The sequence below is a fragment of the Streptomyces sp. NPDC020917 genome (genome assembly GCF_044333795.1).
Lineage (GTDB): Bacteria > Actinomycetota > Actinomycetes > Streptomycetales > Streptomycetaceae > Actinacidiphila.
The window spans coordinates 15525-36749 of the sequence record NZ_JBIRRR010000030.1; the positions used below are offsets into that span (position 1 = coordinate 15525).

Consider the following 21225-nt stretch of genomic DNA (forward strand, 5'->3'; position numbering starts at 1 on the left):
GGCACCGCCCCCGCGCCGGCTGCTGTGCTGTTCCTGACGTGCGGCACAAGCCTACGGCGTACCGCCCTCAGTGCCCCAACCTCTGCGGTAGGCGGCCCAGTCGCCCGCCGTGCTGTGGAAGTCGACGTACAGCGACAGGCCGAACATGCGGCGGTCCCGGTCGTGGCGGGCCAGCGCGACCCGGGCGCCGCGGACCGCGGCGTCCACGGTCTCGGCGTAGGCGTGGTGGCCCATGTTGCTCGTGTGGTAGCCGGGGAGGCCGATGATCAGATCGGTGCTGCGCGGGGTGACGGCCAGGGCCAGCCCGGTCTGCTGGGCGACGTAGCCGCCGAACAGGGACTTCGCCGGCATCGCGGTGTCGTAGGCCATCACCGCGATCTGGTCGACCCGGCGGGCGACCTGCCCGAAGTACGCCTGGGCCCACCACTTGGGGTGGCTGAACGGCAGGTAGGCGACGGTGTGCAGGCCCGGCAGCGGGTCGATCTGCGGGACCGCGGCGGACAGCGGGACGCCGCGGTCCTCGGTCAGCCGGTGGACGGTGTCCAGCAGGGCCAGGAACCCCGCGTCGCCGCTCGGCACCGGCTCCACGTCCAGGTGCACGCCGTCGAACCCTGCGTCCAGGACCTGGGCGCAGGAGTCGTTCACCCGGGCCCGCACCGCGGGGTCGCCCAGGTGCAGCCCGGAGGTGCCGGAGCGGGCCACCTTGTCGCCCAGCCACGCCTGCACCCGCACGCCGGGCAGCACCCGGTGCACGTCGGCGATGAAGCGGGCGGCGGTGGGGTGGAGCGCGGGATCGAGGGTGCCGTCGTGGGCCAGCGGGCCGGTGTGGACGTAGAGGTCGCGGATGCCGGTGCCGGCCACCCGCGCGCGCAGTTCTGCCAGGTCGGCGGCGGTGCGGCGGCCGTCGACCCAGGCATGGCCGAGCCACACCGCGTCATGGCCGCGGGTGCGCCCGGCGGCCGCGGGACTGCCGGCGTACTGGGCCCGCAGCGCCGTGGCGGCGGCGCCCACCGCCAGCACCGCCAGCACCGTCGCGGCGATCACCGCACGGCGCAGGGCGCGCATCAGCCGGCGGCGGGACGGCGGGGTCCAGCGCCGGACGCTGCGGCCCACCCGATGAGACATCCGATCTGTAATCGACAAAATTCTGGCTTCCCCCTGGACGAACGGCAGGCCGCGCCGCTATACATCGGATCATCAAAAAAAGATCCGATGTCTTGCGACGGGAGTGTGCATGAGTCCGACCATCACCGAGGTCGACGTCTACGACATCCGCTTTCCGACCTCGGAGCAGCTCGACGGCTCGGACGCCATGAACCCCGACCCCGACTACTCGGCCGCCTATGTGGTGCTGCGTACCGACGCGCCCGGCGGCCTCGCGGGGTACGGCCTGTGCTTCACGATCGGGCGCGGCAACGACGTGGTCGCCGCCGCGATCCGAACACTGCGACCCTATGTGGTCGGGCGTGCGGTGGACAGTGTCACGGGCGATCTTGGCGCCTTCTACCGGCTGCTCACCCACGACTCCCAGCTGCGCTGGCTCGGCCCGGAGAAGGGCGTGATGCACATGGCCGCCGGCGCCGTGGTCAACGCCGCCTGGGACCTGGCCGCCCGCCAGGCCGGCCGCCCGGTCTGGGAGTTGCTCGCCGGCATGACCCCCGAGCAGATCGTCGACCTCGTCGACTTCCGCTACCTCAGCGACGCGCTCACCCGCGACGAGGCGCTGGAGATCCTGCGCCGCGCCGAGCCGGGAAGGGCCGAACGCGCCGCCCTGCTGCGCCGCGAGGGCTACCCGGCCTACACCACGGAGCCCGGCTGGCTCGGCTACTCCGACGAGAAGCTGACCCGGCTCGCCAAGGAGGCGGTCGCCGCCGGCTTCCGGCAGATCAAGCTGAAGGTCGGCGCCGACCTCGACGACGACCTGCGCCGGATGCGGCTGGCCCGCGAGGCGGTCGGCCCCGACATCCGGATCGCGGTCGACGCCAACCAGCGCTGGGACGTCCAGGAGGCCGTGGACTGGATGAACGCCCTCGCCCCGTACGACGTGTACTGGATCGAGGAGCCCACCAGCCCGGACGACGTGCTGGCCCACGCGGCGGTGCGCGCCGCCCAGCCGGTGCGGGTCGCCACCGGTGAACACGTCGCCAACCGCGTGGTGTTCAAGCAGCTGCTGCAGGCCGGCGCGGTGGACTTCGTGCAGATCGACGCGGCCCGGGTGGGCGGCGTCAACGAGAACGTCGCGATCCTGCTGCTGGCCGCGAAGTTCGGTGTCCCGGTCTGCCCGCACGCCGGCGGCGTCGGCCTGTGCGAGCTGGTCCAGCACCTGTCGATGTTCGACTTCGTCGCCGTCTCGGGGACCTGGGAGAACCGGGTCATCGAGTACGTCCCGCACCTGCACGAGCACTTCACCGACCCGGTCGTGATGGAGAACGGCGCCTACCGCGCGCCGGACGCCCCCGGTTTCTCCGTCCGGATGGTCCCCGAGTCCCTCGCCGACTACCGCTACCCCGACGGTCCGGTGTGGACCGCACGACAGGAGCTGCCCCGATGAGCACCCCCGCACCCGCCTCCGCCGCGCAGGACTTCGCCGGGCTCACCGCCCTGGTCACCGGCGGCGCCTCCGGCATCGGCGCGGCCACCGCCGCGCTGCTCACCGCTCGCGGCGCCCGGGTCGCGGTCCTCGACCGCGACGTGTCCGGCGCCCCCGAGGGCACCCTCCCGGTGGTCGCCGACGTCACCTCCGACGAGGCGGTACGGGCCGCGGTCGGCACCGCGGCCGACGAACTGGGCGGGCTGCACGTCCTGGTCGACAACGCCGGCATCGGCGCCATCGGCACCGTCGAGGACAACCCGGACGACGAGTGGCACCGGGTGCTCGACATCAACGTGATGGGTATGGTCCGCACCGCCCGCGCCGCGCTGCCGCACCTGCGCAAGTCCGCCCAGGACCGGCCGGGTTGCGCGTCCATCACGCTCACCTGCTCCATCGCCGCCACCGCCGGGCTGCCGCAGCGCGCCCTCTACAGCGCGAGCAAGGGCGCGGTGCTGGCACTGACCCTGGCGATGGCCGCCGACCACGTCCGCGAGGGCGTCCGCGTCAACTGCGTCAACCCCGGTACCGCGGACACCCCGTGGATCGGCCGGCTGCTCGGCCAGGCCGAGGACCCGGCCGCCGAACGTGCCGCGCTCGACGCCCGCCAGCCGCTGGGCCGGCTGGTCAGCGCCGACGAGGTGGCCGCGGCCATCGCCTACCTGGCGAGCCCGGCCGCGGCGAGCGTGACCGGCACCGCGCTCGCCGTCGACGGCGGCATGCAGGGACTCCGCCTGCGCCCCGCCGCCGACTGACCCACCCCCGCACCACCGCCCGCACTGCACCACCGCACCCCGCACCGCACCCCGCATCAGCAACCGCATCGCCCACCGAGCCACCCTCGAACCCGAAAGGCAGGTCTCGCTGATGAGACTGCGCACGACGACCGTCGCGGCCTGTGCCGCTCTGCTCGCGGTCACCGCTCTCGCCGGCTGCAACAGAGGCAGCGACGACAAGGCCGGCTCCTCCGGCAAGGTCGGCATCGACCTGCCGCGCTCCGACAGCGACTTCTGGAACTCCTACCAGAGCTACATCGAGAAGGGCGTCAAGGCCGGCGTCGTCTCCGCCCTGCCGCGCAGCAACTCGCAGAACGACATCGGCAAGCTCGTCGCGAACGTGCAGACCTTCGTCGACCAGGGCGCCAAGGCGATCGTGATGGCCCCGCAGGACACCGGCGCCATCGCCTCCACCCTGCAGAACCTGGCGAACAAGCACATCCCGGTGATCAGCGTCGACACCCGCCCGGACAAGGGATCCGTGTACATGGTGGTCCGCGCGGACAACCGGGCCTACGGCACCAAGGCCTGCGACTACCTGGGCCAGCAGCTCAAGGGCAAGGGCAAGGTCGTCGAGTTCGAGGGCGCGCTGGACTCCATCAACGGCCGCGACCGCTCCGAGGCGTTCGCGTCCTGCATGAAGAGCAAGTTCCCCGCCATCAAGGTCATCCCGCTGGCCACCGACTGGAAGGGCGACGTCGCCTCGGCCAAGCTGCAGACCACGCTCGCCTCCGACCCGGACATCAACGGCATCTACATGCAGGCCGGCGGCGTCTTCCTGCAGCCCACCCTGGCGCTGCTGCAGCAGAAGCACCTGCTCAAGCCGCCCGGCACCGCCGGACACATCACGATCATCTCCAACGACGGCATCCCCGAGGAGTTCAAGGCGATCAAGGCCGGGCAGATCGACGCCACCATCTCCCAGCCCGCCGACCTGTACGCGAAGTACGCGCTGTACTACGCCAAGGAGGCGCTCGCCGGGAAGACGTTCCAGCCCGGCCCGACCGACCACGACTCCACCATCATCAAGATCCCCAACGGCCTCGAGGACCAGCTGCCCGCCCCGCTGGTGACCAAGGACAACGTGGACGACCCCAACCTGTGGGCCAACCAGCTCGGGAAGAGCTGACCCGATGACCAACGGCACCAACGACCACGCCCCGCCGCCGGCGGTCCACGCCGAGGGCGTCGTGAAGCGGTTCGGGCCCACCGTCGCCCTCGACGGCGTGGGCATCACCGTGGCGGCCGGGGACTCGCACGCCCTCGTCGGGCGCAACGGCGCCGGCAAGTCCACCCTCGTCTCGGTGCTCACCGGGCTGCACGTCCCCGACGCCGGCCGGGTCTCGTTCCAGGGCGAGCCCGCGCCGGCCGCGGGGGACACCGCGGCCTGGCAGTCCAAGGTGGCCTGCGTCTACCAGAAGTCGATGGTCGTGCCCGACCTGACCGTGGCGGAGAACCTGTTCCTCGGCCGGCTCGGGCGCGGCCGGATCCGCTGGTCCGCGCTGCGCACGCAGGCGGCGGACCTGCTGGCCGAGTACGGGGTGGACGTCGACCCCGCGGCGCGGGCCGGCGATCTGACCGTGGAGCAGGGGCAGTTCGTCGAGATCGCGAGGGCCCTCTCGTTCGGCGCGCGGTTCATCATCCTCGACGAACCCACCGCGCAGCTCGACGCGGCCGGCATCGAACGGCTCTTCACCCGGCTGCGGGAACTGCAACGGCAGGGCGTGGCCTTCCTGTTCATCTCGCACCACCTGCAGGAGGTCTACGACCTGTGCAGCACCGTCACGGTCTACCGCGACGCCCGCCACGTGCTGACCGCGCCCGTCGCGGACCTCGGCAAGGCGGAGCTGGTGGCGGCCATGACGGGCGAGGACGCGGGCGGCCAGGCCGCGGCCGGCTGGCACGCCAAGGCGGTCCAGGACGGCGGCGGCGAGCCGGTGCTGCGGGCCGAGGCGCTGGCCCTGGACGGCATGTACGAGCCGATCGACCTCGCGGTGCGCGCCGGTGAGGTGGTGGGCCTGGCCGGGGCAACGGCCAGCGGCAACACCGCGCTCGGCGAGACCCTCGTCGGCCTGCGCAAGGCCACCTCGGGCCGCACCCTGGTCGCCGGCCGGCCGGTGCGGCCGGGCAGCGTCCCGCACGCCCTGGGCGCCGGGATCGGGTACGTCCCCGAGGACCGGCACCGTCAGGGCCTGGTGCTGGGCCGCAGCGTCGCGGAGAACGCCACGCTGTCCGTGACCGACCAGCTCGGCCCGTACGGCACCGTGCTGCCGTCCAGGACCCGGGAGTTCGCGAAGCGCATGATCGCGTCGCTGGACATCAAGACCTCGGGGCCCGGCCAGCCGGTCTCCGACCTGTCCGGCGGCAACCAGCAGAAGGTCGTCATCGCCCGGGCGCTGGCCCGCGAGCCGCGGGTCCTGGTGGCGATCAGGCCGACCGCGGGCGTGGACGTGAAGTCGAAGGACTCGCTGCTGTCCGTCGTGCGGGGCGTCGCCGAGCGCGGCGACGCGGCCGTCATCGTCTCCGACGAACTGGACGACCTGCGGGTCTGCGACCGGGTGGTCGCCCTGTTCCACGGGCGGGTGATCGCCGAGTTCGGCAGCGGATGGACCGACCGGGACCTGGTCTCGGCGATGGAGGGGCTGCCCACGGGCGGCGACAAGGGAGCCGAGGAATGAGCGAGACCAGTCAGCTGACCGCCGACCCGGCCGTGCCCCGCGCGGCCGGCCGCGCGGCACCGCGCATCCAGTTGAGCCGCTACCGGGACCTGTCCCTGCTGCCGGTGATCTTCGTCCTCGGCGTGATCGGCTTCATCGTCTCGCCGGCCTTCCTCACCTCCGACAACCTGATCGGGGTGCTCCAGCAGACCAGCGAACTGAGCCTGCTGGTGCTCGGCGAGGCGATGATCCTGATCTGCGGCCGGATGGACCTGTCGCTGGAGTCCACCATCGGCGTGGCCCCGGTGATCGCCATGTGGCTGGTGATGCCCAGCAGCGGCTCGGCCACCTACCACGGCATCGGGGTGCTGCCCGGCTGGATGTCGATCCCGGCCTGCCTGGCGGTCGGCCTGCTGATCGGCGCCTTCAACGGGTTCATGATCCTCAAGCTGCGGGTGAACGGCTTCATCGTCACCCTCGGCATGCTCACCATGCTGCGCGGCCTGCAGGACGGCATCTCGCAGGGCAAGTCCATCGTCGAGGTGCCCGCGTCGTTCTCCTACCTCGGCAAGGCGTCCTGGCTCGGGGCGCCCGCCGCGGTGTGGATCTGCCTGGTGCTGTTCGCGGTCGGCGGGCTGGCCCTGGGCTACCTGCGGCACGGCCGCGCGCTGTACGCGATCGGCGGCAACACCGAGGCGGCCAGGGCGGCAGGCATCCGGGTCGACCGGATCACCTGGATCGTGCTGGCCCTCGGCGGACTGCTCGCCGCCTTCGCCGGCGTGCTGTACGTCGGCCACTACGGGGCGGTGTCCTCCACGCAGGGCGACGGCTGGATCTTCCAGGTGTTCGCCGCCACGGTCATCGGCGGCGTCAGCCTCAACGGCGGGCGCGGCACGCTCTTCGGCGCGCTGACCGGCGTGATCGCCCTGCAACTGGTGGTGAACGTGACCACTCTGGGCGGAGTGCCGCCGCTGTGGGACAAGTTCCTCTACGGTGCCATCATCATCGTCGCCCTGATCATCTCCCGCTTCGCCAGCGGCGAGAAGCAGGACTGAGGCTCCCGGAGAAGGACGCCGGCCCTCCACCACCGCACGCAAGGAGACGACCGTTCCATGCCCGTACCGGCTCTGCCCCGGCTCGGCCTCGGCTGCGCCCCGCTCGGCAACCTCTACCGCGTGATCAGCGACGAGGAGGCCGAGGCCGCGGTGGCGGCCGCGTTCGACACCGGCGCCACGTACTTCGACATCGCACCGCACTACGGCCTCGGCCGTGCCGAGGAACGGCTGGGCCGCGCCCTGGCCGGCCGGGACCGGTCCTCGTACGTGCTGTCCACCAAGGTGGGACGCCGGCTGCGGGACCTGGCGCCCGGCGAGGAGGTCGACGAGCAGGGCTACGTCGACAACCCCCGGCGGGCCCGCGTCTGGGACTTCACCCCGGACGGGATCCGCGCCACGCTGGAGGGCTCGCTGAAGCGGCTCGGCGTGGACGCGGTCGACATCGTGTACCTGCACGACGTCGAGGACCACCTGGACGCCGTCCGCGGCGGCGGCTTCGCGGCGCTCGCCGACCTGCGCGACCAGGGCATGGTCAAGGCGGTGGGCTTCGGCATGAACTACAGCGGCGTCCTGGCCGAGCTCGTCACCGAGTTCGACGTGGACGTGGTGCTGTGCGCCGGCCGCTGGACGCTGCTGGAGCGCACCGCGCTGGACGACCTGCTGCCCGTGTGCGCGCAGCGCGGGACGCGGGTCGTGGCCGCCGGGGTCTACAACTCCGGCCTGCTGGCGGACCCCAGGCCCGGAACGCACTACAACTACCAGTCGGCGCCGCCGGAGCTGCTCCGCCGGGCCCAGGAACTGGCCGCGGTCTGCGGCGAGTTCGGGGTGCCGCTGCGGGCCGCGGCGCTGCGCTTCCCGTTCGGCCACCCGTCGGTCGTCGCGGCGGTCGTCGGCGCGGCCGGCGCGGCCGAAGTGCGGGACAACGCCGCGCTGTTCGGGCACGACATCCCGGACGCGATGTGGCACGCGCTGGTCGCCCGCGGACTGCTGGACGAGGACGTGCCCCTGCCGCTCGCGGCCACCGCGGGCAGTGCTGCGAAGGAGGAGTGACGCCGATGCGCATCGACGCCCACCACCATCTGTGGGACCTGGACCGGCGGCCGCAGCCGTGGCTGACCGGTCCGGCCCTGGACCCCATCGCCCGCACCTTCCGGCTCGACGAGCTGGCGCCGCTGCTGGCCGAGCACGGCATCGACGCCACGGTCGTCGTGCAGTCCAGCTCCTCGCTGCCGGAGACCCGCGAGCTGCTGGACATCGCCGCCGGCTCCGGCGGCCTGGTCGCCGGCGTGGTCGGCTGGGCCGACCTCACCGACCCCGGGCTGCCCGAGGTGCTCGCCTCGCTCACCGGCCCCCTGGTGGGGATCCGGCACCAGGTGCAGGACGAGCCCGACCCCGGCTGGCTCACCCGGCCCGAGGTGCACGCCGGGCTCAAGGCCGTCGCCGGCGCGGGGCTGGCCTACGACCTGCTGGTCACCCCGGCGCAGCTGGCGGCGGCCGTGGAGACCGTACGGGCGCTGCCGGAGGTGCGCTTCGTGCTCGACCACTGCGCCAAGCCGCCGATCGCGGCCGGCGGCTGGCAGCCGTGGGCGGGGCTGATCGCGGAGCTGGCCGCGCTGCCCAACGTCGGCTGCAAGCTGTCCGGCCTGGTCACCGAGGCGGACTGGGACCGGTGGCGGCCGCAGGACGTGCTGCCGTACGCCCGGCACGTGCTGGACGCGTTCGGCCCGGACCGGGTGATGTTCGGCTCCGACTGGCCGGTGGCGACCCTCGCCGGACGGTACGCCGACGTCTACGCGCTCGCCGAGCAGGCCGTCGCGTCGCTGGACCCGGCGGAGCGGGAGGCGGTGTTCGGCGGCACCGCGACCCGGCTGTACGGGCTGCCGGCCGGCGGTCCGGGAACACCGGAGGGTGGGTCATAATGGACAGGCAAGACATCGGAGGTCTGGCGCGGGCGCCACGAGACCTGGGACAGGGGAGGCGCTGATGGCGGTCACCGACGAGGCGATCGAGAAGATCAAGGAGATGATCGTCTCCGGGGCGCTGCGTCCCGGGGACCGGCTCCCCAAGGAGAGCGAGCTGGCCGCCGAGCTGGGCCTGTCGCGCAACTCGCTGCGCGAGGCCGTGCGGGCGCTGTCGCTCATCCGCATCCTCGACGTCCGCCAGGGCGACGGCACGTACGTCACCAGCCTGGACCCGCAACTGCTGCTGGAGGCACTGAGCTTCGTGGTGGACTTCCACCGCGACGACACCGTGCTGGAGTTCCTCGCCGTGCGCCGCATCCTGGAGCCGGCCGCGACCGCGATGGCGGCGATCCGCATCCCGGCCGAGGAGCTCGACGCGCTGGAGGGCAAGCTCGACGCCCTCGGCGAGCAGCCCTCCGTGGAGGAACTGGTCGCCTCCGACCTGGAGTTCCACCGCGGCATCGTGCAGGGCTCCGGCAACTCGGTGCTGTGCTCGCTGCTCGACGGCCTGTCCGGGCCCACCACCCGGGCCCGCGTGTGGCGCGGCCTGACCCAGGAGGACGCGGTCAGCCGCACCCTCTTGGAGCACCGGGCGATCCTCGCCGCCCTGCGGGACCGCGATGCCGAGGCGGCCCGCGCCTGGGCCACCGTCCACGTCGCCAGCGTCGAGCAGTGGCTGCGGTCCACCCTCTGACGTGCGCGCGCCCGAGGCCGCCCGCCGGGTCGGTGCGGCCCGGGCTCAGCCCGCGGCGTAGCGGCCGGGCGGTGAGCCGACCGCGGCGGTGAAGTCCCGTGTCAGGTGGGCCTGGTCGGCGTAGCCGAGGTCGGCGGCCAGCTGGGCCCAGTCGATGTCCGCGCCCTCGTCCGCGCGGGCGGCCACCTCGTGCAACCGGGCCCGGCGCAGCACCCACTTCGGCGACGCGCCCACGTACTCGGCGAACAGCCGCTGCAACTGCCGTACCGGCAGGTCCAGATCGCGGGCCAGCTCGTCGACGCGGAACAGCTGCGGGCTGGCGGTGATCCGCTCCACGAGCGCCGCGACCTGCGGCACCTGGGGGTCGGCCGCGGCCCGCGGCAGCAGGTCGAGCAGATAGGCGTCGGCGAGCCCGGCCATCTCCGCCAGGTCGTCCAGCCCCAGGATCCGGGCGTTCACCTCGCGGGCCGCGGGCCCGAAGACGTCCGCCGCCGGCACCGCGCGGTCGGCGAGCGCGGCCACCGGGCCGTCCGCGAACGGCCGGAACGCGCCCGGCCGGAACTTCACCCCGAACGCCTGGCCGCGGCCGTGCAGCACCCGGCGGAAGACGTCCCGCTGCACCCCGTACACCAGCGGCTCGGGCTCCTCGAAGACCAGGTGCACGTTGGGGTGCGCCAGCACCTTCTGCTCGTGGTCCGGCTTGCCGCGCAGGTCCCAGCGCGGGTTCCAGTAGAACTCCACGTACGGCGCGAGGCCGGGGGCGGGCTCGCTCCGCCGCAGCTCCAGCCGGGTCGCGGCCACGTCCGGCCGCAGCACGCCCCGTCCCATGTCGTGCCTGGTCATGCCGCCCACGATAGGGCCTGTCGTGTTTCTTCAAGACCCGCGCCGCGCGCCCGCCTAGGTTCGGTGCCATGACCTTCCACGAACACCTCGCCGCCGGCGCGGCGGAGGCCGCGAGGATCACCTCCGGCGTCACCGCCGGGCAGCTCGGCGACCCCACGCCCTGCCCGGAGTACGACACCCGGGCCCTGGCCAACCACCTCGTGGCGTACACCGGTATCGGCATGGAGCTGCGGGCCCGGCGCGAGCCGCACCCCGACGACCTGGCCACCCGCGACTTCACCACCGACCCGCAGTGGGCCGCCGGCTACGCCGCCCAACTCGACCGCTCGGTCGCCGCGTGGGCCGACCCGGCGGTCTGGGAGGGCGAGATCAACGGCATGGCCGCCGAGGCGATCGCCGGCCTGCTCTACCTCGAACTCGTGCTGCACGCCTGGGACCTGGCCCGGGCCACCGGCCAGGAGTACCGGCTGGACGACGCGGCCGCCGCGGCGCTGCTCGGCATGGTCCGCGAGCAGGCCGAGATGTACCGGCAGTACAAGGGGTTCGCCGAGCCCGTCGAGGTACCGGCCGGGGCGTCCGACCTCGACCTCGCGCTCGCCCTCTCCGGCCGCGACCCCCGCTGGACCGCCTGACAACCCACCGCGAGCTCCCGCGCCGGGCGCCGGGCCGGCCCCCCGTGACCGGCCCGGCACGTCCGCGCGCGGTGACCGCGGCGCTCACCTCACTGGTGGAGCAACCGGGCCGTGCGGTCGCGGACCTCCGGCGTGTCCAGACCGCGTACGGTCAAGGTGGTACGGCGGCGCAGGACGTCGTCGACGTCGTGGGCCCACTCGTGGTCGCGGGCGTAGACCACCTGCGCCCAGATCTCCGGGGCGTCGGGGTGGACCCGCTCGGCCAGTGCCGGGTCCTCGTTGGCCAGCCGGGCGATGTCGAAGGCCAGCGAGCCGTAGTGGGTGGCCAGATGGCGCGCGGTGTCGGCGGCCATCCGCGGCCCCGGCGCGACGCCGTCCACCAGCAGCCGGTGGGTCACCGCGTCCGGGCTGGCGAAGCCCGGCAGCGGTGCCCGGCGCGGCAGGTGCGACATGGGCTCCATGTCGTCGGCGAGCGGATGGCCGGGAAGCGCCGCCAGCTTGTTCATCACCGTGCGGCCGATGTGCCGGAACGTCGTCCACTTGCCGCCGGCCACCGACAGCATGCCGCCGCTGCCCTCGGTGACCACCGTCTCCCGCTTGGCCTTGGCGGTGTCGCCGGGCCCGCCCGGCAGCACCCGCAGCCCGGCGAAGGAGTAGGTGATCAGGTCGCGGGACAGCTGCGCGTCGCGGACCGAGAACGCCGCCTCGTCGAGGATCTGCGTGATGTCCGCCTCGGTGACCGCGACATCGGCCGGATCGCCCTCGTACGCCTCGTCGGTCGTGCCGAGCAGCAGCATGTCCTCCCAGGGGAGGGCGAAGGTGATGCGGTACTTGTCGATGGGCGTGGCGAGCGCCGCCCGCCACGGCGAGCTCCGCCGGAGCACCAGGTGGGCGCCCTTGGACAGCCGGATGGAGGGGGCGGCCGCCGGGTCCTCCATCCGCCGCAGGTGGTCGACCCACGGCCCGGTGGCGTTGAGCACCAGGCGGGCGTTCACGCCGAACTCGGTGCCGTCGGTGCGGTCCCGAAGCTCCGCCCCGGTGACCCGGCCGCGGGTGAAGCGCAGCCCGGTGACCTCGGCGTGGTTGAGCACGGTGGCGCCCGCGTCGACCGCGGCCCGCACCGTCATCAGCGCCATCCGGGCGTCGTTCATCTGCCCGTCCTCGTAGACCGCGACCGCGCGCAGGTCGTCGGTGCGCAGCTCCGGCACGTCGCGGGCGGCCCGCGCGGGGCTGATGACATGGCCGACGCCGTCGCGGAACGCCGACAGCGCCGAGTAGGCGAACACCCCCGCGCCGAGCTTGGCCGCGCCGTGCGGGCCGCCCTTGTAGACCGGCAGGTAGAAGGTGAGCGGCCGGGCCAGGTGCGGCGCGACGTCACGGGAGACGGCGCGCCGCTCCAGGTGGTTCTCGGCGACGAGCTTCACCGCGCCGGTCTGCAGGTAGCGCAGCCCGCCGTGCAGCAGCTTGGAGGAGGCCGACGAGGTGGCGCCGGCGAAGTCCCCGGCGTCGACCATGGCCACCCGCAGTCCCGCCTGGGCGGCGTGCCAGGCGGTGGTGATGCCGAGGATGCCGCCGCCGACGACCAGCAGGTCGTAGGTGGCGCGGCCGAGCAGGTCCCGGGTCTCGGCCCGTCCCGGGTTGGCGCCGGAGGTGGGATGCGTCCCCAGCGCGGGGACGCTCTGCAGGGTGGTCATGGTGTGTCTCAGTGCTCCTCGTCGATCCAGCCCATGGTCGCCTGGACGGCCTTGAGCCAGTGCTTGTACTCGCGGTCGCGCTTGGCCGCGTCCATCCGGGGCGTCCACTCGGCCGCCCGCTTCCAGTTGGCGCGCAGCGCGTCGGTGTCCGGCCAGAAGCCGACCGCCAGGCCGGCCGCGTAGGCGGCGCCCAGGCAGGTGGTCTCGGCGACCATCGGGCGCACCACCGGCGCGTCCAGGAAGTCGGCCAGCGTCTGCATCAGCAGGTTGTTGGACGTCATGCCGCCGTCGACCTTGAGCGCGGTCAGGTCGACGCCGGAGTCCTTGGTCATCGCGTCGGCGATCTCCCGGGTCTGCCAGGCGGTCGCCTCCAGCACGGCGCGCGCGATGTGCGCCTTGGTGACGTAGCGGGTCAGGCCGGCGATCACCCCGCGGGCGTCGTCGCGCCAGTAGGGGGCGAACAGGCCGGAGAAGGCCGGCACGAAGTACGCGCCGCCGTTGTCCTCCACGGTCAGCGCCAGCGTCTCGATCTCCGCGGCGGTGGAGATCAGTCCCATCTGGTCGCGCATCCACTGCACCAGCGAGCCGGTGACGGCGATGGACCCCTCCAGGGCGTACACCGGGGCGTCCTCGCCGATCCGGTAGCCGACGGTGGTGATCAGGCCGTTGTAGGAGTTGACCGGCGTGTCACCGGTGTTCATCAGCATGAAGGTGCCGGTGCCGTAGGTGGACTTGGCCTCGCCCTTGGCGAAGCAGGTCTGGCCGAACAGCGCGGCCTGCTGGTCGCCGAGCGCGGAGGCCACCGGGACGTCCACGAGGCCGCCGACGCTCGTGGTCCCGTACACCTCGGACGACGAGCGGATCTCCGGCAGCACCGCGGCGGGCACGCCGATCGAGGCGAGGATCTTCTCGTCCCAGTTCAGGGTGTGCAGGTTCATCAGCAGGGTGCGCGAGGCGTTGGTGACGTCGGTGACGTGCACCCCGCCGTTCACGCCGCCGGTGAGGTTCCAGATGACCCAGGAGTCCATGGTGCCGAAGAGGATGTCGCCGGCCTCGGCGCGCTCCCGCAGGCCCTCGACGTTGTCCAGCAGCCAGCGGATCTTGGGCCCGGCGAAGTACGACGCCAGCGGCAGGCCGGTCTCACGGCGGAAGCGGTCCTGGCCGACGTTGCGGCCCAGCTCGCGGCAGAGCGCGTCGGTGCGGGTGTCCTGCCAGACCAGCGCGTTGTGCACCGGCTCGCCGGTGTGCCGGTCCCACAGCAGCGTCGTCTCGCGCTGGTTGGTGATGCCGATCGCCTTGACGTCGGACGGGGTGAAGCCGGGGATGTCCTGGGCGGCCTTGCCGATCGCGCCGGCCACCACCTCCTGGACGTTCGTCCAGATCTCGGCCGCGTCGTGTTCCACCCAGCCCGGCTTGGGGAAGATCTGCTCGTGTTCCTTCTGGTCGACGGCCACGATCCGGCCGTCGCGGTCGAACACGATGCAGCGGCTGGACGTGGTGCCCTGGTCGATGGCGGCGATGAACGGGCCGCTGCCGTGCGAGCTGGTGGGGGTCGGGATGCTGTCGGTCACGGGGTGCTCCTCGGAAGTCTGCGGGTCCAGGCGGGTGCGGGGTGCCGGTGCGGCGGGGCCGGATCGCGGCGACGGGCGCGGCCGGGCACGGCCGGGCGGCTCAGGTGAAGCACAGCCGGTACAGTCCGCCGGCGATCGCGGCGCCGGCCAGCGGGCCGACCACGGGTATCCAGGCGTAGCCCCAGTCGGAGCCGCCCTTGTTCGGCAGCGGCAGCAGGCTGTGCACGATGCGCGGGCCGAGGTCGCGCGCCGGGTTGATCGCGTAGCCGGTGGGCCCGCCCAGCGACAGGCCGATGCCGACCACGAGCAGCGCGGTCAGCAGGATGCCCAGGCCGTTGAGGGCCAGGCCGTTCGTCATGCCCTGGGTGAGGATGAACAGCACCAGCACGGCGGTGGCGACGATCTCGGTGAGCAGGTTCTGCACCGTGTTGCGGATCTCCGGGCCGGTGGAGAAGACGCCCAGCACCGGGCCGCCGGGCAGCGACCCGTCGCCGGTGGACGGGCCGGCCGGGTCCGCGCCGTGGCCGGCCAGCACCTCGGAGTCCGTCAGGTGGGCCGTGAACTGCCCCATGTACACCACCCACACCAGGAACGCGCCGATCAGCGCGCCGGCGAACTGCCCGATCAGGTAGTAGGGCACGTGGCTCCACTGATTCGTCTTGATCGCGATCCCGAGGGTGACCGCCGGGTTGAGCTGGCCGCCCGAGTAGCCGTTGGCGATGTACGCGCCGCCGAGCACGCCGAATCCCCAGCCGAAGGTGATCGCGACCCAGCCCGCGTCTCTGGCCTTGGATTTCTTGAGCGTCACGGCGGCGCAGACGCCACCGCCCAGCAGGATGAGCACGGCGGTGCCGAAGAGCTCGCCTATGACGATGTGGCCGTTGGACACTGCGACTCCCTTGTCTTAGTCCAGATGGCGGCGACTCGGGTCCCGTCCGATGTTCGACATTGTCGACCGCTGGGCGAGAGTTTTGCCCCCTGGTGTGGTGGGGTCAAGAGGGGTGTGACCGAGAACTCCGCCGCGCGGGTCCCGATCCGGGGGGCCGGGCGCCGGTGGGGCGCGCGGCGGGAGCATCAGAACCTGCCCGCCCCCAGGTCCCGGGAGACCGCTCTGGCGCAGTCCCGCACCGCGGCCACCAGCCGCGATCTGACGCCGTCGGCGTCGCAGAGCCGCTCCACCGCGCCGGTGACGCCCACCGCGCCCACCGGCATCCGCCGCCGGTCGTACACCGGCGCCGCCACCGAGGCCACGCCGTCCCAGGTCTCCTCCAGGTCCGCGCCCCAGCCCCGGGCGCGCACCAGCGCCAGCTCCTGCTCGAAGCCGGCCGCGTCGGTGAGCGTGCGGGCGGTCAGCGCGGTCATCTCGGCCTCGGCCGCCTCGCTGTGCGCTACCGGGTCGAAGGCGGAGAGCACCTTGCCCAGCGCCGTGGAGTGCAGCGGCTGCATCGCCCCGACCTCCAGCACCTGCCGGCTGTCGTCGGGCCGGAAGACGTGGTGCACGATCAGCACGCCCTGCTGGTGCAGCACCCCCAGGTACGCCGCCTCGCCGCTGGACCTGGCCAGGTCGTCGGTCCACACCAGGGCGCGGGCCCGCAGCTCGTGGACGTCCAGATAGCTGTTGCCGAGCCGCAGCAGTTCGGCGCCGAGCTGGTACTTGCCCGACACCTGGTCCTGCTCCACGAAGCCCTCCTGCTGCAGCGTGCGCAGGATGCCGTGGGTGGTCCCCTTGGCCAGCCCCAGCGAGGACGCCACGTCGGACAGCCCGAGGCGGCGCTCGCCCCCGGCCAGCAGGCGCAGGATCGCGGCGGCACGCTCCAGGGACTGGATGGGGCCTGGCATCGCTCGCCCTCCCGAGAAGGTCCGTGGACGGCGGGCGCGGCGTCCTGCGCCGTGCCCCCGGTCGACATTGTCGACCCACATCATCGCAGAGCCGAGTCTGGCACCACCCGTCCGCCCCTCGGAATCCCTCGAAGCCCCGCGGGAAGGCCAGCTACCCTGGCGAGGTGCGCCCTCCTCGGCGGGCGGCCCCCGACGGGGCCACCGGCGGGGCGGACCGCATAGCCGACAGCCGTCGCACTCCAGGGAGCATCTCCATGGCCTCGCCGTCCCGTCCCTCCTCCGCGCCTGCCGCCAGCAACGCCCGAGCGGCCGCGCTGCGCGCCGCACTCGCCCGCCGCGTCGTCGTCGCCGACGGCGCGATGGGCACCATGCTGCAGGCGCAGGAGCCCACTCTGGACGACTTCCAGCAGCTCGAAGGCTGCAACGAGATCCTGAACGTCACCCGGCCCGACATCGTGCGGTCCGTCCACGAGGCGTACTTCGACGCTGGCGTGGACTGCGTGGAGACCAACACCTTCGGTGCCAACCACGCCGCGCTCAGCGAGTACGACAGCGCCGACCGGATCCACGAGCTGGCCGAGGCCGGCGCCCGGCTGGCCCGCGAGGTCGCCGACGGCTTCGCCGCCGACGGGCGCCCCCGCTGGGTGCTCGGCTCGATCGGCCCCGGCACCAAGCTGCCGACGCTCGGCCACATCGACTACGCGACCCTGCGCAACGGCTACGAGGCCAACGCCGCCGGCCTGATCGACGGTGGCGCGGACGCGCTGATCGTGGAGACCATGCAGGACCTGCTGCAGGTCAAGGCCGCGCTGATCGGCTCGCGCCGGGCGATGGCCGCCGCCGGCGTGGACCTGCCGCTGATCTGCTCGGTCGCGGTGGAGACCACCGGCACCATGCTGCTCGGCTCCGAGATCGGCGCCGCGCTGACTGCGCTGGAGCCGCTCGGCATCGACCTGATCGGCCTGAACTGCTCGACCGGCCCCGCCGAGATGAGCGAGCACCTGCGCTACCTGACCCGCCACTCGCGGATCCCGCTGACCTGCATGCCCAACGCCGGCCTTCCGGTGCTCACCAAGGACGGCGCCCACTACCCGCTGTCCCCGGGCGAGCTGGCCGACGCCCAGGAGGTCTTCACCCGCGAGTACGGGCTGTCGCTGGTCGGCGGCTGCTGCGGCAGCACCCCCGAGCACCTGCGGCAGATCGTCGAGCGGGTCGGCGGCCACGACCTGACCCCGCGCAACCCGCGCCCCGAGCCCGGCGCCGCATCCCTCTACCAGACCGTCCCGTTCCGCCAGGACACCTCGTACCTGGCGATCGGCGAGCGCACCAACGCCAACGGCTCGAAGAAGTTCCGCGAGGCGATGCTGGCCGGGCGCTGGGAGGACTGCGTCGAGCTGGCCCGCGACCAGATCCGCGAGGGCGCCCACCTGCTGGACCTGTGCGTGGACTACGTCGGCCGCGACGGCGTCGCCGACATGGCCGAGATCGCCGGCCGCTTCGCCACCGCCTCGACGCTGCCGATCGTGCTGGACTCCACCGAGGTGGACGTGCTGCGCGCGGGCCTGGAGAAGCTCGGCGGGCGCGCCGTGCTGAACTCCGTCAACTACGAGGACGGCGACGGCCCGGAGTCCCGGTTCGCCCGGGTCACCGAGCTGGCCGTCGAGCACGGCGCCGCCCTGATCGCGCTGACCATCGACGAGGAGGGGCAGGCGCGCACCGCGGAGAAGAAGGTGGAGATCGCCGAGCGGCTGATCGACGACCTGACCGGCAACTGGGGCATCCGCGAGTCCGACATCCTCATCGACTGCCTGACCTTCACCATCTGCACCGGCCAGGAGGAGTCCCGCAAGGACGGCGTCGCCACCATCGAGGCGATCCGGGAGCTCAAGCGCCGCCACCCCGACGTGCAGACCACTCTGGGCCTGTCCAACATCTCCTTCGGCCTGAACCCGGCCGCCCGCGTCGTCCTCAACTCGGTGTTCCTCGACGAGTGCGTCAAGGCGGGCCTGGACTCCGCGATCGTGCACGCCGCGAAGATCCTGCCGATCGCCCGCATCCCCGAGGAGCAGCGGCAGACCGCGTACGACCTGGTGTACGACCTGCGGCGCGAGGGATACGACCCGCTCCAGCACCTGATGGAGCTGTTCGAGGGCGTCGACTCCACGTCGGTCAAGGCGGGCAAGGCCGAGGAGCTGGCCGCGCTGCCGCTGGAGGAGCGCCTGCAACGGCGCATCATCGACGGTGAGAAGAACGGCCTGGAGGCCGACCTGGATGCCGCCATGGCCGACCGCCCGGCCCTGGACATCGTCAACGACACCCTGCTGGCCGGGATGAAGGTGGTCGGCGAGCTGTTCGGCTCCGGCCAGATGCAGCTGCCGTTCGTGCTGCAGTCCGCCGAGGTGATGAAGTCCGCCGTCGCCTACCTCGAACCGCACATGGAGAAGAGCGACGACAGCGGCAAGGGCACCATCGTGCTCGCCACCGTGCGCGGCGACGTGCACGACATCGGCAAGAACCTGGTGGACATCATCCTGTCCAACAACGGCTACAACGTGGTCAACCTGGGCATCAAGCAGCCGGTCTCGGCCATCCTGGACGCCGCGCAGGAGCACCGCGCCGACGTGATCGGCATGTCCGGGCTGCTGGTGAAGTCCACGGTGATCATGAAGGAGAACCTGGAGGAGCTCAACCAGCGCGGCCTGGCCGCCGCCTACCCGGTGATCCTCGGCGGAGCCGCGCTGACCCGCGCCTACGTGGAGCAGGACCTGCACGAGGTCTACGCCGGCGAGGTGCGCTACGCCCGCGACGCCTTCGAGGGCCTGCGGCTGATGGACGCGCTGATCGGCATCAAGCGCGGTGTGCCCGGTGCCAAGCTGCCCGAGCTGAAGGCCCGCCGGGTCCCGCAGCGCCCGCAGGCCGAGCCGGAGCCGGAGAGCGGCCAGGTCCGCTCGGACGTCGCCACCGACAACCCGGTGCCCACCCCGCCGTTCTGGGGCACCCGGGTGGTCAAGGGCATCCAGCTGGCCGACTACGCCTCCTGGCTGGACGAGGGCGCCCTGTTCAAGGGGCAGTGGGGCCTGAAGGAGGCCCGCGCCGGCGGGCCCTCCTACGAGGAGCTGGTGGAGACCGAGGGCCGGCCGCGGCTGCGCGGGCTGCTCACCCGCCTGCAGTCGGAGAACCTGCTGGAGGCGGCGGTCGTGCACGGGTACTTCCCGTGCGTGTCCAAGGGCGACGACCTGGTCGTGCTGCACGAGGACGGCACCGAGCGCACCCGGTTCACCTTCCCGCGGCAGCGCCGCGGGCGGCGGCTGTGCCTGGCCGACTACTTCCGGCCCGAGGAGTCCGGCGAGACCGACGTCGTCGGCTTCCAGGTGGTCACCGTCGGCAGCCGGATCTCGGACGCGGCCAACGAGCTGTTCGCCGCCGACTCCTACCGGGACTACCTGGAGCTGCACGGCCTGTCGGTGCAGCTGGCCGAGGCGCTCGCCGAGTACTGGCACGCCCGGGTGCGCGCCGAGCTGGGCTTCGCCGGCGAGGACCCCGACGACGTGGCGGACATGTTCGCGCTGAAGTACCGCGGCGCGCGCTTCTCGCTGGGCTACGGGGCCTGCCCCGACCTGGAGGACCGGGCGAAGATCGCCGACCTGCTGGAACCGGAGAGGATCGGCGTGAAGCTGTCCGAGGAGTTCCAGCTGCACCCCGAGCAGTCCACCGACGCCATCGTCATCCACCACCCCGAGGCCAAGTACTTCAACGCCCGTTAGACCGGGCGCCACCGGGCCGTTCCGCCACGTCCGGCGTTCCGTTGCCCGGCGACGTACACTGGCAGATCCGGCAGAGGCCGGTCGCCGTCCCGCATTCGCGGGGCGCCGCGACCGGCCTCTGTGCCCCCCGGAAGCGGGCACGTGTCCACCACGCCGGGCCTGGAGCACCGAGTCGAGGAGTGGGGCGTATGACCAGCAGCATCCCCGTCGCCGCAACCCGCATGGCGCAGGGTCCGGTACCCCATGCGGTGCTGCTGGACCTGGACGGCACCCTGGTGGACACCGAGGGGCTGTGGTGGGCGGCGGAGAGCGAGGTCTTCGCCGGCCTCGGGCACGTGCTGGACGAGGCGCACCGCTCCGTCGTCGTCGGCGGCCCGATGGCCCGCAGCCTCGGCCACCTGATCGAGGTGACCGGCGCCGCCGTCTCCGCCGCGGAACTGACCCCCGCGGTGAACCTGCGCTTCGAGCAGCTGATCGCCCGCGGCGCCCCGCTGATGCCCGGCGCCCGCCGGCTGCTCACCGAGCTGACCGCGCACGGCATCCCCACCGCGCTGGTCTCCGCCTCGCACCGCAGGACGATCGACGCGATGCTCGCCTGGCTGGGCGCCGAGCACTTCGCCTTCACCGTGGCCGGCGACGAGGTGCCCCGCACCAAGCCGCACCCCGACCCGTACCTGACCGCCGCGGCACGGCTCGGGGCCGACCCGGCGGCGTGCGTGGTCGTCGAGGACACCCTCACCGGAGTCGCCTCCGCGGAGGCCGCGGGCTGCCGCGTGGTGGCCGTCCCGTCGGTGGTCCCGATCGAGCCGGCGCCCGGCCGGACGGTGCTGCGTTCGCTCGAGGAGTTGAGCATCCCTTTTCTGCGCTCTTTGAACACGGCCCTTCACTGAGCGTCGCCATCGGGGAATTCCCAGGCGTCTCTGCACGAACTTTGGTATCCCGTTGGTGCTGATCACACGCAATCTCGGTATCGTCGCCGAAGCGTGCGCGCGGAGTGTGCTGGAATACCTGCGGTGACCCCGCGGCAAGGCGGTCCGGCCGCCCGAGCGCGTCAGCCATCCCGGCTTCGGCCTGCCCCGGACTCGGGTGCGTGGACGGCCTGTTCGGCTGCGTGACGTCACCACGGGGGTCCACCGGCACATGTGCAGT

17 protein-coding genes are annotated in these 21225 nt (G+C 72.8%); 11 read left to right on the forward strand and 6 right to left on the reverse strand.

Annotation, left to right across the window (positions count from 1 at the left end; genetic code table 11):
• Nucleotides 1–51 precede the first annotated feature (51 nt).
• Complete coding sequence (locus ACH4TG_RS38490; protein ID WP_398247538.1) at nucleotides 52–1125, reverse strand: hypothetical protein; 1074 nt, start codon at nucleotides 1123–1125, stop codon at nucleotides 52–54.
• Nucleotides 1126–1234: 109 nt separating this feature from the next.
• On the opposite strand from ACH4TG_RS38490, the gene ACH4TG_RS38495 reads away from it, so the two are divergent.
• The 8 genes from ACH4TG_RS38495 (at nucleotide 1235) to ACH4TG_RS38530 (ending at nucleotide 9733) form a co-directional block, all read left to right on the forward strand.
• The gene (locus ACH4TG_RS38495; protein WP_398247540.1) at nucleotides 1235–2551 is read left to right on the forward strand and encodes an L-fuconate dehydratase; all 1317 of its coding nucleotides are present in this window, start codon (nucleotides 1235–1237) and stop codon (nucleotides 2549–2551) included.
• Nucleotides 2548–3345: an SDR family NAD(P)-dependent oxidoreductase gene (locus tag ACH4TG_RS38500; protein WP_398247542.1), complete on the forward strand. Its 798-nt coding sequence runs from the start codon at nucleotides 2548–2550 to the stop codon at nucleotides 3343–3345. Before ACH4TG_RS38495 ends, ACH4TG_RS38500 begins: the two co-directional genes overlap by 4 nt.
• A gap of 112 nt (nucleotides 3346–3457) precedes the next feature.
• The gene (locus ACH4TG_RS38505) at nucleotides 3458–4495 is read left to right on the forward strand and encodes a sugar ABC transporter substrate-binding protein (protein ID WP_398247544.1); all 1038 of its coding nucleotides are present in this window, start codon (nucleotides 3458–3460) and stop codon (nucleotides 4493–4495) included.
• 4 nt (nucleotides 4496–4499) lie between these two features.
• Nucleotides 4500–6044: a sugar ABC transporter ATP-binding protein gene (locus tag ACH4TG_RS38510; protein WP_398247546.1), complete on the forward strand. Its 1545-nt coding sequence runs from the start codon at nucleotides 4500–4502 to the stop codon at nucleotides 6042–6044.
• The gene (locus ACH4TG_RS38515) at nucleotides 6041–7078 is read left to right on the forward strand and encodes an ABC transporter permease (RefSeq protein WP_398247548.1); all 1038 of its coding nucleotides are present in this window, start codon (nucleotides 6041–6043) and stop codon (nucleotides 7076–7078) included. Before ACH4TG_RS38510 ends, ACH4TG_RS38515 begins: the two co-directional genes overlap by 4 nt.
• A 57-nt stretch (nucleotides 7079–7135) precedes the next feature.
• Complete coding sequence (locus ACH4TG_RS38520; protein WP_398247550.1) at nucleotides 7136–8128, forward strand: aldo/keto reductase; 993 nt, start codon at nucleotides 7136–7138, stop codon at nucleotides 8126–8128.
• A gap of 5 nt (nucleotides 8129–8133) precedes the next feature.
• Entirely contained in the window at nucleotides 8134–8997 is an 864-nt protein-coding gene (locus ACH4TG_RS38525; protein WP_398247552.1) for an amidohydrolase family protein, read from the forward strand.
• A 64-nt stretch (nucleotides 8998–9061) separates the two neighbouring features.
• The gene (locus ACH4TG_RS38530; RefSeq protein ID WP_398247554.1) at nucleotides 9062–9733 is read left to right on the forward strand and encodes a FadR/GntR family transcriptional regulator; all 672 of its coding nucleotides are present in this window, start codon (nucleotides 9062–9064) and stop codon (nucleotides 9731–9733) included.
• A gap of 45 nt (nucleotides 9734–9778) precedes the next feature.
• Here ACH4TG_RS38530 and ACH4TG_RS38535 read toward each other — a convergent pair whose 3' ends face one another.
• Nucleotides 9779–10576 carry a DUF6597 domain-containing transcriptional factor gene (locus ACH4TG_RS38535; protein ID WP_398247555.1) on the reverse strand — a complete coding sequence of 266 codons (798 nt, stop codon included), beginning with the start codon at nucleotides 10574–10576 and terminating at the stop codon, nucleotides 9779–9781.
• Nucleotides 10577–10644: 68 nt separating this feature from the next.
• Here ACH4TG_RS38535 and ACH4TG_RS38540 point away from each other — a divergent pair, with 68 nt between their 5' ends.
• Nucleotides 10645–11208 (forward strand): TIGR03086 family metal-binding protein, encoded by a 564-nt coding sequence (locus ACH4TG_RS38540; RefSeq protein ID WP_398247557.1) that lies wholly within the window; start codon nucleotides 10645–10647, stop codon nucleotides 11206–11208.
• An 89-nt stretch (nucleotides 11209–11297) separates the two neighbouring features.
• On the opposite strand, the gene ACH4TG_RS38545 is transcribed toward ACH4TG_RS38540, so the two are convergent.
• The 4 genes from ACH4TG_RS38545 to ACH4TG_RS38560 all read right to left on the reverse strand — a co-directional run bounded on the left by ACH4TG_RS38545 (nucleotide 11298) and on the right by ACH4TG_RS38560 (nucleotide 16312).
• The gene (locus tag ACH4TG_RS38545) at nucleotides 11298–12902 is read right to left on the reverse strand and encodes an FAD-dependent oxidoreductase (RefSeq protein ID WP_398247559.1); all 1605 of its coding nucleotides are present in this window, start codon (nucleotides 12900–12902) and stop codon (nucleotides 11298–11300) included.
• 8 nt (nucleotides 12903–12910) lie between these two features.
• Nucleotides 12911–14473, reverse strand: coding sequence for a glycerol kinase GlpK (gene glpK / locus ACH4TG_RS38550; RefSeq protein WP_398247561.1), 1563 nt, complete (start codon nucleotides 14471–14473; stop codon nucleotides 12911–12913).
• A gap of 100 nt (nucleotides 14474–14573) precedes the next feature.
• On the reverse strand, nucleotides 14574–15362 hold the full coding sequence (locus tag ACH4TG_RS38555; RefSeq protein ID WP_398247563.1) for an MIP/aquaporin family protein: 789 nt from the start codon (nucleotides 15360–15362) through the stop codon (nucleotides 14574–14576).
• Between the two features lie 185 nt (nucleotides 15363–15547).
• On the reverse strand, nucleotides 15548–16312 hold the full coding sequence (locus ACH4TG_RS38560) for an IclR family transcriptional regulator (protein WP_398247565.1): 765 nt from the start codon (nucleotides 16310–16312) through the stop codon (nucleotides 15548–15550).
• 254 nt (nucleotides 16313–16566) lie between these two features.
• On the opposite strand from ACH4TG_RS38560, the gene metH reads away from it, so the two are divergent.
• Together metH and ACH4TG_RS38570 are read left to right on the forward strand one after the other, a co-directional pair.
• Complete coding sequence (gene metH / locus ACH4TG_RS38565) at nucleotides 16567–20076, forward strand: methionine synthase (protein WP_398247567.1); 3510 nt, start codon at nucleotides 16567–16569, stop codon at nucleotides 20074–20076.
• 188 nt (nucleotides 20077–20264) lie between these two features.
• Entirely contained in the window at nucleotides 20265–20966 is a 702-nt protein-coding gene (locus tag ACH4TG_RS38570) for an HAD family hydrolase (RefSeq protein WP_398247569.1), read from the forward strand.
• The last annotated feature ends 259 nt before the right edge of the window (nucleotides 20967–21225 follow it).

Bases quoted from the DNA above. Each gene is read 5' to 3' on its own strand.
- ACH4TG_RS38490 (WP_398247538.1), bottom strand. From the start codon at position 1,125: ATGTCTCATCGGGTGGGCCGCAGCGTCCGGCGCTGGACCCCGCCGTCC.
- ACH4TG_RS38495 (WP_398247540.1), top strand. From the start codon at position 1,235: ATGAGTCCGACCATCACCGAGGTCGACGTCTACGACATCCGCTTTCCG.
- ACH4TG_RS38500 (WP_398247542.1), top strand. From the start codon at position 2,548: ATGAGCACCCCCGCACCCGCCTCCGCCGCGCAGGACTTCGCCGGGCTC.
- ACH4TG_RS38505 (WP_398247544.1), top strand. From the start codon at position 3,458: ATGAGACTGCGCACGACGACCGTCGCGGCCTGTGCCGCTCTGCTCGCG.
- ACH4TG_RS38510 (WP_398247546.1), top strand. From the start codon at position 4,500: ATGACCAACGGCACCAACGACCACGCCCCGCCGCCGGCGGTCCACGCC.
- ACH4TG_RS38515 (WP_398247548.1), top strand. From the start codon at position 6,041: ATGAGCGAGACCAGTCAGCTGACCGCCGACCCGGCCGTGCCCCGCGCG.
- ACH4TG_RS38520 (WP_398247550.1), top strand. From the start codon at position 7,136: ATGCCCGTACCGGCTCTGCCCCGGCTCGGCCTCGGCTGCGCCCCGCTC.
- ACH4TG_RS38525 (WP_398247552.1), top strand. From the start codon at position 8,134: ATGCGCATCGACGCCCACCACCATCTGTGGGACCTGGACCGGCGGCCG.
- ACH4TG_RS38530 (WP_398247554.1), top strand. From the start codon at position 9,062: ATGGCGGTCACCGACGAGGCGATCGAGAAGATCAAGGAGATGATCGTC.
- ACH4TG_RS38535 (WP_398247555.1), bottom strand. From the start codon at position 10,576: ATGACCAGGCACGACATGGGACGGGGCGTGCTGCGGCCGGACGTGGCC.
- ACH4TG_RS38540 (WP_398247557.1), top strand. From the start codon at position 10,645: ATGACCTTCCACGAACACCTCGCCGCCGGCGCGGCGGAGGCCGCGAGG.
- ACH4TG_RS38545 (WP_398247559.1), bottom strand. From the start codon at position 12,902: ATGACCACCCTGCAGAGCGTCCCCGCGCTGGGGACGCATCCCACCTCC.
- ACH4TG_RS38560 (WP_398247565.1), bottom strand. From the start codon at position 16,312: ATGCCAGGCCCCATCCAGTCCCTGGAGCGTGCCGCCGCGATCCTGCGC.
- metH (WP_398247567.1), top strand. From the start codon at position 16,567: ATGGCCTCGCCGTCCCGTCCCTCCTCCGCGCCTGCCGCCAGCAACGCC.
- ACH4TG_RS38570 (WP_398247569.1), top strand. From the start codon at position 20,265: ATGACCAGCAGCATCCCCGTCGCCGCAACCCGCATGGCGCAGGGTCCG.